General features: G+C 51.7%; 9 protein-coding genes. 7 read left to right on the forward strand and 2 right to left on the reverse strand.

Annotated elements, in window-relative coordinates; all coding sequences use genetic code 11:
- Positions 1 to 296: 296 nt before the first annotated feature.
- From AAH187_RS11250 to AAH187_RS11280, 7 genes are all read left to right on the forward strand, one after another.
- On the forward strand, positions 297 to 797 hold the full coding sequence (locus AAH187_RS11250; RefSeq protein ID WP_342348553.1) for a hypothetical protein: 501 nt from the start codon (positions 297 to 299) through the stop codon (positions 795 to 797).
- Between the two features lie 494 nt (positions 798 to 1,291).
- Positions 1,292 to 1,942, forward strand: coding sequence for a TetR/AcrR family transcriptional regulator (locus AAH187_RS11255; RefSeq protein WP_342348554.1), 651 nt, complete (start codon positions 1,292 to 1,294; stop codon positions 1,940 to 1,942).
- Between the two features lie 4 nt (positions 1,943 to 1,946).
- Positions 1,947 to 3,053: an efflux RND transporter periplasmic adaptor subunit gene (locus AAH187_RS11260; RefSeq protein ID WP_342348555.1), complete on the forward strand. Its 1,107-nt coding sequence runs from the start codon at positions 1,947 to 1,949 to the stop codon at positions 3,051 to 3,053.
- Positions 3,050 to 6,304, forward strand: coding sequence for an efflux RND transporter permease subunit (locus AAH187_RS11265; protein ID WP_342348556.1), 3,255 nt, complete (start codon positions 3,050 to 3,052; stop codon positions 6,302 to 6,304). Before AAH187_RS11260 ends, AAH187_RS11265 begins: the two co-directional genes overlap by 4 nt.
- 22 nt (positions 6,305 to 6,326) lie before the next feature.
- Positions 6,327 to 7,670, forward strand: coding sequence for a TolC family protein (locus AAH187_RS11270; RefSeq protein ID WP_342348557.1), 1,344 nt, complete (start codon positions 6,327 to 6,329; stop codon positions 7,668 to 7,670).
- A 30-nt stretch (positions 7,671 to 7,700) separates the two neighbouring features.
- Positions 7,701 to 9,302: a peptide chain release factor 3 gene (locus AAH187_RS11275; RefSeq protein WP_342348558.1), complete on the forward strand. Its 1,602-nt coding sequence runs from the start codon at positions 7,701 to 7,703 to the stop codon at positions 9,300 to 9,302.
- A 427-nt stretch (positions 9,303 to 9,729) separates the two neighbouring features.
- A complete protein-coding gene (locus tag AAH187_RS11280; RefSeq protein WP_342348559.1) occupies positions 9,730 to 10,146 on the forward strand; it encodes a redoxin domain-containing protein in 417 nt (138 codons plus the stop codon).
- A 109-nt stretch (positions 10,147 to 10,255) separates the two neighbouring features.
- Here the strand turns inward: AAH187_RS11280 and AAH187_RS11285 are convergent, their stop codons facing one another.
- Both AAH187_RS11285 and AAH187_RS11290 read right to left on the reverse strand, forming a co-directional pair.
- Positions 10,256 to 11,065 (reverse strand): inositol monophosphatase family protein, encoded by an 810-nt coding sequence (locus AAH187_RS11285; protein WP_342348560.1) that lies wholly within the window; start codon positions 11,063 to 11,065, stop codon positions 10,256 to 10,258.
- A 307-nt stretch (positions 11,066 to 11,372) separates the two neighbouring features.
- Positions 11,373 to 11,836, reverse strand: a 464-nt coding sequence (locus AAH187_RS11290) for a winged helix-turn-helix domain-containing protein (protein ID WP_342348561.1), incomplete at its 5' end; no start/stop codon positions are given.

Consider the following 11,836-nt stretch of genomic DNA (forward strand, 5'->3'; position numbering starts at 1 on the left):
TTGATATTGCCGTGCTGTATGGCGGCTCCTTGCATCTGGAGCGATCCCCGTTGGGAGGCGTGCGCGCCATCCTTGAATGGCCCGCAGTGGATGAGCAGTTGTGATCCACGAGTCCCATGCTCGCCTGTCTGAGCCAACCAACGGGTTCAACACTTTCGGAGAACTGACAAGTGGGGATTGGGCATACTTCATAATCCTCATGACCGCATGTATGTGAAGGATAGGAGATGAATTTTGAGAGAAACGCGATTGACAAATATTATTTATGACAGGACGATGGAGGGTGGGGAGTGAACATGATGACCCGAGAGATTCAATTTGTGAAAGTTGGGCTGGGCCTCGTGCTGTTGGGGCTGATGTTTGGTGTGGGAATGGGAATTCTCTTCGGCCTTAATGAAGATATGTATAAAGCCTATATTAAACAGGGAATTGAAGCGAATCCGGCAGTACATGATGCCAAAAGTGCGGATAAGATATGGCGGTATGCCCAACGTGCTCATTTCCATGGAACGGGTATTGCCGCATTTTCCCTGGGACTGATCCTACTCACCATGTTGTCTGGAATGAAATCCCGATACAAAAAAGTCTCCGCAATTTTTCTCGGCCTCAGCAGTTTGTATCCGCTTTCCTGGCTGACCATGTTTCTCCTTGCCCCGTCAATCGGGCGTGGTCTGGCTCATGAGCATTTTCTGACGGAACTCTTCGTGTATACGGGTGTGGGAGGCTTATTGATAGGTGGTGCTTTTCTCTGCGGAAATCTGTTTTTAGGATTCTTTCGCGAGGAGCCTTCGTCTTAAATGTTTGAGTACATATTGTACTTAGACCCAACGTCATTGACTGGATGCAATCACAAGAAAGCTAAGTTTAGAAAGAGCAATCTTTCTCCCTCTCAGGCCATCATCTAATGATTATCCTTCTTTGAGGTTTCCCGAGAATTTGAGGAAGCCGACCTCCACTCATTATCCTTCCTTCTTGTCACCCCAAAGAGATATGTTTCACCAATGTGAGGGGATCGGCGAAGGTTTTCGCTTCTCAGCCCAGGTTTAATTCTGGGTCAATAACGTTTCGGACGATTCTTCCCAGGACAAAATGACTGTGAAGTTTACCTAAGGTATCTCAAAATCCGGGTCCTAGCCCAGAAAATAGGATTCCAGGTAAATTTTTCCCATCAGAGAAGGAAGAGTCCGGACCGATAAAGAGTTGGAGCATTGGTTCATGTTGTGGAATGAGTATTCATCTTTTAGAATGAGTATTCAAAGCCGACTAGAACTTTTTCAGTAAAAGGTAATTTATGAAAGTGATTTCCAATCCTCGGGCACAAAGGAAGCAGCGGGAATATGAAGCCCGGCGAGAGGAAATACTCTTAGCTGCTGAGCGAAGGTTCTCTCAGAACGGGTTTTTTAAAACTAGTATGGCGGAAATTGCGGAAGCTGCTCAATTTGCCATGGGGACGGTGTACCGGTTTTTTAAAAGCAAAGAAGAGATCTATATCTCTCTAGTGGAAGCGAAGGTGGAGGAATTACTCCGCCTGTTGGAAGAAGCGACGCAAAGCCGTCTCCCTGCACAGGAGAAGTTACGTGCAGTGATTCAGGTAAAGTTAGCCTTCGCTGATCAAAACCGTGCGTTCTTCCGTATTTATGTCTCTGAGTGGAGCGGGTTTGAATGGACGGTGAAAAGCGCGTTTGGCGAGCGGGTGTGGAAACGGTACCTGGCGCAAATTGATCTTGTTGCGAATCTCATCAAGGAGGGTATCAAGACCGGAGAATTCCGCAAAGTGAATCCCAAAGATACCTCTTTAGCGTTTCATGGCATGTTAAACTCCACCATCTATCTTTGGATTCTCCAGTCAGGCCCCAAAGAATCACTTGTGGACAAAGGCGAGTGGTTAGGGTCGTTGTTGCTTAACGGCCTCGGGAATTCAACTCTAAAAAGGTCAATGTAAACGTATGACATATCTGCCTAAAAGCCCCATCTGGTTGTTGTTTGGCCTGATCCTAGCTGTGCAGGGATTGCAGGGGTGCAGCGAACAGGAGGCCGCCCAGCCGCCAACGGGACGTCCGCCCGCGCCGGTCAGGGTCGTGACCGTATCGAGTCAGCAGGTTCAGCGATCCGTCTCCTTGGTAGGAACAGCGGAACCGCGCAAGCGAAGTCTCGCGGCCAGTGAAGTGGCGGGGCTGGTCAAAGCCTTTCCCGGTAAAGAAGGTCAGTTTGTGAAGAAAGGCCAACTGCTCGCCAGTCTTCGGACGGACACGCTAAACATCCGCCTTGACTCGGCAGGGGCTTCGCATCGTGAAGCCAAAGCTCGCTATGAACAGGCGGAGAAGGATTTGGACCGAATTAAGATGTTGTTTAGCAAAGAACTGGTGACTCAAAAGGAAATGGATGATGCGGTTGTTGAAGAGAGCGCTCTAGAAAAGCGGCTGATTCAATTAGAAGCGGAAATTCGACTGGTACGTGATCAAGTGACCAAATCAAGGATCCTGGCGCCTTTTCCCGGTTGGATCACGAAGGAATACACGGAAATCGGCCAATGGGTGGAGGAGGGTGGACCAGTGGTGGAATTGGTGGACCTGTCTCAGGTCGAGGTGCAAGTGCCGCTCCCGGAAGAATATGTGCGGGATGTCAGGGTCGGGGATCCCGTGATGGCTGAGTTCGATGCTTTACCTGGAGAAGAGGTCAAAGGAACAGTCTTTTCGGTTGTCGCCCAAGCCGATCGGTCAGCACGGACGTTTCCGGTCAAAGTGGTGTTGGCCAATCCGGATTTACGCATTAAAAGCGGGATGGTCGCACGGGTGAAGTTAGCCGTGGGCGCTCCGTACCAGGCGGTCGTGATCCCCAAAGATGCTCTGGTCCTCAAAGGGGGCAAGGAATTCGCGTTTATTGTGGCTAATAATACCGTCACGCAGGTTGCGGTGATTCCTGTAGCTCATTTTGCGGACGTGGTTGAAGTACAGGGAGCTATTGAAGAAGGCATGCAGATAGTCGTGGAAGGGAATGAGCGCCTCCTGCCCGGGCAGTCGGTCAGAATCTTAGAGGAGCCGACAGAAGCATGAATCTGGTTCATTCCGCCATCCGTTATCCGGTCAGCACGGCCGTGGGTGTGCTCTTAGTCGTGTTGTTCGGCATTGTGGCGTTGGTGAAGCTCCCGGTGCAATTGGCACCCGATGTGGAAAAACATGAAGTCACCGTTGATACCGTTTGGCCTGGGGGAAGCCCGCATGAAGTCGAGCGGGAAATCATCGATGAACAGGAAGAGCAACTCAAAGGTGTCGAAGGCCTGGAGAAAATGTTCAGCGAAAGTTCCTATGGTCAGGGAAAAGTTATTCTTCGATTTCCCACAGGAACGAATACCGACACGGCCTTACTCCAAGTCTCCAATCGATTGAATCAGGTCAAGGAGTATCCGCTTGAGGCGGATGAACCCGTCATTAGCAGTGCGGATACCCGTGGGGCCGCCATGGCCTGGTTTATTTTAGACACCTTGGAAGGGAATCCCGTCAATATTGAAACCATGCGGGATTTTGCAGAGGATATCATCAAGGCCCGTTTCGAACGGGTGAAGGGTGTCGCGGCTTCGAATGTCTACGGTGGGCGGGAGCGGGAGCTTCGGGTGACGGTCGATCCGGCTAAATTAGCGTCCAGAGCGTTAACTATTATGGACTTGGCTCGAGCGTTAGATCAGGAGAATCGCGATTACAGTGCCGGAGATTTCGATGAGGGGAAGCGGTCGTATGTCGTACGTACGGTGGGGGAGTATCTCAACCCCCAGGATGTGGAAAATGTCATCATCGCCAGGCGTGATGGTGCGTCGGTGTATGTGCGGGATGTGGCGACCGCCCATATTGATTACAAGGATCCGACTGTTGTGGTGCGACAAAAAGGCCATCCCGCCATCGCGATCAACGCGATTCGGCAGACCGGCGCGAATGTGTTGGAAGCAATGGACGGTCTGCGCGAGGCCGCCGATGAGCTCAACGAAGAAATTTTGAAGGCAAGAGGGTTTCAGTTATTTCAGGTCTATGATGAAACCATTTACATTAGCCGTTCACTGACTCTTGTCCAGCAAAATTTAATCATCGGGAGTTTGTTGGCGATCTCCATCCTGTATTTATTCCTCCGCACGGGCAGTAGCACCCTGGTGGTTGGTCTGGCTATTCCGATCAGCATGATGGGGACGTTTATTATGCTGTGGGCATTGGGCCGGAATTTCAATGTCATCAGTTTAGCGGGAATGACGTTTGCCGCCGGGATGTTGGTGGATAACTCCATTGTGGTGCTGGAAAATATTTATCGTCACCGGGAATTGGGGAAATCGTTATATCAAGCCGCCTATGATGGCACTGTCGAGGTATGGGGGGCGGTGCTGGCCAGTACCCTGACCACGATTGCGGTATTTGTGCCGATTGTGTTTATGGAAGAACAATCCGGCCAGTTGTTTCGGGATATTGCCATTGCGATTAGTGCGGGTGTGGGCTTGAGCCTGGTGGTCTCAATGACCGTGATTCCTTCGTTATCTGCACGAGTCTTAAGGACGGTCAAAACACCCAATGAGAGAGAAGCCACCACTGTCTGGAATGCATCATCATTGGCAGAGAAGGGCTTACCGGAACGACAGCCTTCCAGATTGGAGCGAATCAAAGAGGCGTTGGGTTCTCTCGTCTATGACCTCAGTGGAAGTGTCTTCTGGCGAAGTGTGACCATTTTAGGGTTCACCTTGATTGCTCTTGTGGGAAGTTGGGCTTTGTTGCCGAAGGCGGAGTATCTGCCTCAGGGAAACCGGAACCTGGTCGTTGGCATTCTGTTGCCTCCGCCGGGTTATAACGCCAACGAATTTGTCAAAATGGGAAAGCCGATTGAATCGACCTTAAGCCCTTATTGGGACGCGAAGCCTGGTTCCCCGGAGGAAGCCGCTCTGGATGGCCCCAGCATTGCCAATTTTTTCTATGTGGCGCGGGGGCGGTCAGTCTTTATGGGCGGTCGAGTGAATGATCCCGACCGAGTCAAAGAATTGATCCCCCTGTTTCGCCGAGCTACGGCCGATCTTCCAGGCGTGATTGGGATTATCACCCAACGCGGGCTGTTTGAGCGTGGCCTGGGCGAGGGACGAAATATTGATATCGAAATCACCGGGCCGGAGCTGGATACGCTGGTCGGGTTGGGTGTTCAGGTGTTTGGTCAGGTGAAAGGGGTATTGCCCGAGGCGCAGGTCAGGCCCATTCCCAGTTTGGATTTGGGAAGCCCGGAAGTTCGTGTCACCCTGAAACGGGATCGGGCGGCCGATGTGCAAATGACCAATCAGGAACTCGGATTTACTATTGATGCCCTGGTCGATGGGGCGAAGGCCAGCGACTATCAATTTGAGGGCGATGAAGTTGACCTGACGATTCGTGGAGTCGACCGGTATGCCAATCAGACGCAGTCGCTCAATTCCATTCCGATTTATACCAAGGGCGGCCAATTGACGACGGTCGGCAATATTGCCGATGTCACATTAGTCTCGGGGCCGGAACAAATCAATCATATTGAACGGGAACGATCCATTGTGATTCAGGTGATCCCGCCCGTTGAGATGGCGCTGGAGGAGGCGATGGATGTCATTCGAACGCAAATCCTTGGGCCATTGAAAGAAAGTGGGACGCTAGGACGTTTGTATAATGTCCGGCTGTCGGGGACGGCCGATGATCTCACCGAAACCTATGATGCGTTAAAATGGAATTTTCTCTTGGCCTTTACGATTACCTATTTGTTGATGGCCGCGTTGTTCGAAAGTTTTCTCTATCCTCTGGTGATTATTTTTACGGTGCCGTTTGCCGCAGCCGGTGGATTCCTAGGGCTTTCTCTGGTCAATAGTTTTATCGCGTATCAACCATTAGATGTGCTGACCATGCTAGGCTTTGTCATTCTCATCGGGGTGGTGGTCAATAATGCCATTCTCGTGGTGCACCAGGCCTTAAATTTTATGAGGGGACCGGAAGAGGCGGATTCATTCGAAGGAGAATCAGGCCAAGGATTACCCCTTCGGGAGGCGATTCGCGAATCCGTCAAGATCCGTGTCCGGCCGATTATGATGACGACACTCACGACGCTCTTTGGGCTTTTTCCGCTGGTGGTCTCCTCTGGCGCGGGTTCCGAGCTGTACAGGGGGATCGGAAGTGTGGTCCTGGGTGGCCTCTTAGTCTCCACGGTGTTTACCCTTATTGTCATTCCGGCATTGTTTACACTGGTCATCGATACGCAACGCAAATGGGCAGTGAAAAGACAGCCTCAATTGGCAGCTCAACAACCCTCGGGAGGCTCTCTGTAATCAAGAGGCAAAGGGAAAGGATATGATGGTAGGACAGGTTTCGAAGGTGGTACTGCTATTTGTGGTAAGCATAGGGGTGTCGGGCGGATTCAGCCCTGTGACCTGGGCAGCTCCCCTGGAGTCTTCAACGGCTCCGGACCTTCCTGAATTGCGGTTAAGTCTGCGAGAGGCTATGGACGCCGCCGTGGATCAAAATCCCACGGTCCGGTTGTTTAACGAACGTATTACCCAGGCGCAGGATGTGGCCAATGCCCGTCTTGGCGAATTATTGCCCAATCTTTCAGGGACGGCAGGCGCATCCCGGCGTCGATTCTTTACGGGGTCGTTTGGCTCGAATGCCACCGTCGTTGGCCCCAGGGATTTTTACGAGGCACGGGCGTTTCTTACCCAAAACGTGTTCAGCTTGAGTCTCATTCAACGGTGGCGAGCTGGCAAAGCCGGGGTGGATGTGGCAGGGTTGGATGCGGAAGTCACCAAACGGGATACCATGGCTACCACTGGTCTGATTTATTTGGAAACGCTTCGTGCCAAAGCGGCCGTGAATGCTCGGACCGCCGATGTGGCATTGAATAAGGAATTACTGCGTTTGGCGGCCGAACGAAAATCCGCCGGGATGGCGACAAGTTTGGATGTGATGCGGGCGAAGGTTCAATTGGAAAACGCCAGACAGCGATTATTAGTCGCTGAAAATGAGCGGGATCGTGCCAAACTCAATTTGATTCGTGCCATGGGGCTCTCGTTCGATGTGCGGCTGGTACTCACGGATGAAATGAAATTGGTGAATGTCTCTGAACAATCCATAGGAGATGCCTTACAGGTGGCGAAAGAAAACCGGACCGAACTGAAGGCACAGTTAAATCGTGAGCGACTGGCCTCCCTGACGTTAAGTTCTGTGACCCATGAACGGACTCCCTCCATTCAGGCCCTGGCCGATGTGGGCCAGATCGGCAATCAAATGCCCAATGCCCTGACCACAGACAATGTTCAGGTGCTCATGAGGGTGCCGATTTTCGATGGCGGAATGCGGGAAGCAAGAATCTCGGAGAGTCGCAGTCTCCTCAGGCAGGAAGAAATTAAGATGCAAGACGTGCAATATCAGGTGGGTTTGGAAGTTCGCGATGCGCTGATCACGATGAGTTCGGCCAAACAGCAAGTAGCGGTGGCGGAAGAAGGTTTGAAGTTCTCCCTCACTGAATTGGAACTCTCGCGTGAACGGTTCGCGGTCGGTGTTGCCACCAATCTCGAAGTCACCGATGCGCAAACCCGTGTGGCGCAAGCCAGAGATAATTTGATTGAAGGCCTCTTCACCTTCAATGCCTCGCGTCTCAGCCTGGCCCGGGCACAGGGTCAGTTGGAAAAATTATAATAGATCGGGCCTGTTCGCCCAAAGGGTACTATGACGACCATTCAACTCAAACAAGAAATCCGGTCAGAAGCGAGTAAGCGTCGGACGTTTGCCATCATCAGCCATCCGGACGCCGGCAAAACCACCTTGACCGAAAAGCTCCTGCTCTACTCAGGGCTGGTCCGCACTGCCGGGATGGTCGGGGGGCGGAAAAACCGGAAAATGGCCACGTCGGATTGGATGGAAATGGAGCAGGAACGCGGTATCTCCATCACCGCCTCGGCGATGCAATTTCCCTATAAACAGGCGGTTATCAATGTGTTAGATACGCCAGGCCATCAGGATTTTTGCGAGGATACCTACCGGACCCTCACAGCGGCCGATAGCGCGATCATGGTCATTGACGCCGCGAAGGGTGTTGAAACGCAAACACGAAAATTGTTTGAAGTCTGCCGTCTTCGCCAGATTCCCGTATTGACCTTCATCAACAAGATGGATTTGCCGGGACGGGCTCCGCTGGATCTCATGTCAGAAGTGGAAGACGTATTGGGCATTCATGCCAGTCCCATCAACTGGCCCATCGGGTCGGGACAGGACTTTCTCGGTGTCGTGAATCGGCAAAACCGGCAGGTCTTACTCTATACCAAAACGGCTGCGGGAGGGGCGTCGAAACCGGACCTCATGGAACTCTCGTTGGATGACCCCTCAGTGAAAAACCGTATGGCCGGGTATATCTGGGATGAATTAATGCATGATTTGGAATTACTGGATATTGCCGGGAACCCGTTCACGAAAGAAGACTTTCAACATGGAAAAGTCACGCCGGTTTTTTTCGGATCGGCCATGACCAATTTCGGGGTGGAAGCATTTTTCGATGCGTTTGTGGAATTCGCGCCTTCCGCTCACGGTCGATTAGCGGATGCCCCGGATGGCCGTGAACTCATGATCGATCCGGTGGACACACCATTCAGCGCCTATGTGTTTAAACTCCAGGCCAATATGAATCCACGCCATCGGGACAGCACGGCGTTTTTACGGGTCTGTTCCGGGCGATTCGAGCGGGATGTGGTGGTCAAACATCATCGGACCAACTCGGAGGTGCGGCTCTCACGGCCTCACAGCATGGTGGCGAAGGAACGCAATACGGTCGATGTGGCCTATCCCGGCGATGTGATCGGCATCATCAATCCGGGTGTCTTTCAAATCGGCGATACCATTTCCGTTGCCGACGGGTTTAATTATAAACCGCTTCCACAATTTCAACCGGAAGTGTTTGCTCGTGTGCGCCCCACTGATACCACCATGCGGAAGTCGTTCGACAAAGGGATCGAGCAACTCGCCAGGGAAGGGACCATTCAAATCCTTCGGAGTCTGGACGGCCTGGAATTTTTTGTGGCTGCCGTCGGAAAACTCCAGTTCGATGTGCTGGAATTTCGTTTGCAAAGCGAATACCGCGTCAAAGTGGTGGTGGATGTGTTGCCCTATGAATCCAGCGCCTGGCTCGTGGGCGATGTTGAAACATTTAAGCCTCCATCAGATGCTTTGGTCGTCAAAGACAGCCGGGATCGGGCGGTGGTTCTGTTTCGCAGCTCATGGTCAAAGAATTTTGCCGGCGAACGCAATCCCGATCACAGCTTCCGGGATATGGGGTAGTCAAGAATCAAAGTTGCTCTACATCAGATGTTCTGGTTAAAGCCTCTTTCCCGAAAAACCTACTCCTGTTAATTCGTAAGGGGACCAGCTTGTCCCATATTTCCCTCAGGCTTTCTCGGGTTTCCTACCTCGATATCTTCGTTTTTCCCATTTCGACCAGGACACGCTGACACCCGATAGTCCGACAAGGTTTTAACTATTGCCTGTAATAGGTCGGAGGTAAAGAAGACCACATGTTACCTGCCGTGAGAAACCAGATGTATGAAGGTATCTCAAACACAATAAAGGCCTGGTTTTGGGGAAGAGGAGGATAACATGACCTTTCGGGATAGGGGCGACTTCACATGATTTGTTTTTTGGTTATATTGGGAGTCTTAGCAATTTTTACCACATCCATGGTGCATGCCACACCCAAGCCCCAGAAATTGTGAGGTCCACGTGGTTGAATTCCGAACAGTTAGACCTGGAGCAATTGCGGGGAAAGGTGGTGATGGTGGAGTTCTGGACCTTCGGGTGTTGGAATTGCCGGAACATCGAGCCTTATGTCAAAGAATGGCACGACAAATATGCCAAGCAAGGGCTGGTGGTGATTGCGGTGCATTCGCCGGAATTCCAATATGAATACGAGGTGGGAAAGGTCAAAGCCTATATCCAGGAACACCGCATTTCCTATGCCGTGCCCATTGATAATGAATTCCGGAACTGGCGACAGTATCGCAATCGCAATTGGCCGACGCTGTATCTGATCGATAAGCGGGGATATATTCAATACACCAGGATCGGTGAAGGCAGCTATGAGAAAACCAAAAAAACTATTCAACAGTTACTTGCCGAACCGACATAACCGGAAACTTGTGGAGAGTTATGCAAGGACCATAGGTAGTCAGAAGGCAGGACGAAAGAGACTCTGATGTAATCCCGGTCGGGAATCGATCAACGGTGAGATGAGGAATTTATTCTTGACGACATTTCTGGAGGACCTCAGCCATTTCCTGATGGATATGGCCGTTGGTGGCGATAAGGGTGCTGCCATAGATGGAGTAGGGTTGGCCTGCATAATCGGACATGCGCCCCCCGGCTTCTTCCAGGATAACTTTTCCTGCCGCAGTGTCCCACGGATTGAGTTGTAGTTCCCAAAAGCCATCGAATCGGCCGCAGGCAATATAACAGAGATCAATCGCGGCGGTACCGGTCCGACGCATCCCGCGCGCACGTAGGGTGAATGCGCAAAATTCCTTGAGATTATTGTCTGTGGCGGTGTGCACGTCATAGGCAAAGCCGGTGACGAGCAACGCTTCGTTTAATTGAGGTGTCACTGAGACATGAATCGGTGTGCCGTTGAGTGTGGCCCCCTTCCCTTGTTGCCCCAGAAACAGTTCGTCCCGTGTGGGATCATAGACCACTCCGAGGACGCAGGTGCCTTCATATTCCACGCCGATAGAGACATTGTACATGGGGAAACCGTGGGTGTAGTTGGTGGTTCCATCCAAAGGATCGACGATCCATTTGATGGGATGGGGGGGGATGTCCTGCAGGCCTTGTTCCTCGCTGAGGATCTGGTGTTCGGGAAACGCATGTCGGATGGCCTGAATGACGGCTTCTTCTGAGCGTAGGTCGGCTTCGGTAACCAGGTTGATGGCTTGATCCTTTTTATGGACTTGAAATCCTTTTTTGGCGTAGTCGAGAAGGATTGCTCCGCCCTGCCTGGCGGCTTGAATGGCGATGCGGGTTAACGAGTGATATTCGGTAGGGGATAGTGGCATAAATAATGGGGGAAAGACCGTTTCCCAGCATACCTGATGTCTGCGGAAATCCCAAGCATCAGGATACGATCAGGTGATTCTGTTGTGTGAGTGGTTAAGGGAGTTGGGAAGAAAAACACACTGGGAGTGGGTGGCCCCACTCCCAGTGGCACTGCAGGTGGGCTCTACAGCTACTTCTTCTTGGTCTTTGCTTTTGCTTTGGGTTTCGCGGCGGCCGCGGCCTTTTTCTTTGGAGCGGCTTTCTTTTTCGTTGCTGCCAATTCACTCACCCCCTTTCAGATCATACAATCATGCCCGTCATTGCGGGTCAGACGGCTTTGGTTAAAGTTTTCTCGTGATTGACTTCAAATGTATTGGGCCCCACTTTGCGAAAACGAGGGTCGCGTTTTAAGGATGTGGCAACCGAGGTGACTGGAGTTTTTCCCCGGATCGGCATCCCGCCTTCTTTGAGGCGTTGAAAAAGTTCTTTTGCGTGCAATGGACGACCTAACTCTTGGAGAACCATGTACACCGCATCAGGTACGCTCATACCTACGTATTTGCTTCGGCCTAGAAGGATTTCCCTCGACTTAGACGCGACATCCGTATCGGCTGAGGACAGACGCCCCTCCTTATCCGAGAAGATCTGGCTGGAGAGGCTCGCCAGCTTCGCTTTGTCAGCTTCGACGCGGTAGAGGGTTTTTGCCAACTCGAGATATTTCTCAACCGTCGCGATCTCCTCACCTACCTGCTCCCGTTTTTTTTGGAGATCCTTGAGTTTGCGCTCATAGA

This window comes from uncultured Nitrospira sp., from assembly GCA_902500695.1.
Classification (GTDB): Bacteria; Nitrospirota; Nitrospiria; order Nitrospirales; family UBA8639; genus Nitrospira_E.

Coding starts and splice junctions, on each gene's coding strand:
- AAH187_RS11250 (WP_342348553.1), top strand. CDS start 297: ATGATGACCCGAGAGATTCAATTTGTGAAAGTTGGGCTGGGCCTCGTG.
- AAH187_RS11255 (WP_342348554.1), top strand. CDS start 1,292: ATGAAAGTGATTTCCAATCCTCGGGCACAAAGGAAGCAGCGGGAATAT.
- AAH187_RS11260 (WP_342348555.1), top strand. CDS start 1,947: ATGACATATCTGCCTAAAAGCCCCATCTGGTTGTTGTTTGGCCTGATC.
- AAH187_RS11265 (WP_342348556.1), top strand. CDS start 3,050: ATGAATCTGGTTCATTCCGCCATCCGTTATCCGGTCAGCACGGCCGTG.
- AAH187_RS11270 (WP_342348557.1), top strand. CDS start 6,327: ATGATGGTAGGACAGGTTTCGAAGGTGGTACTGCTATTTGTGGTAAGC.
- AAH187_RS11275 (WP_342348558.1), top strand. CDS start 7,701: ATGACGACCATTCAACTCAAACAAGAAATCCGGTCAGAAGCGAGTAAG.
- AAH187_RS11285 (WP_342348560.1), bottom strand. CDS start 11,065: ATGCCACTATCCCCTACCGAATATCACTCGTTAACCCGCATCGCCATT.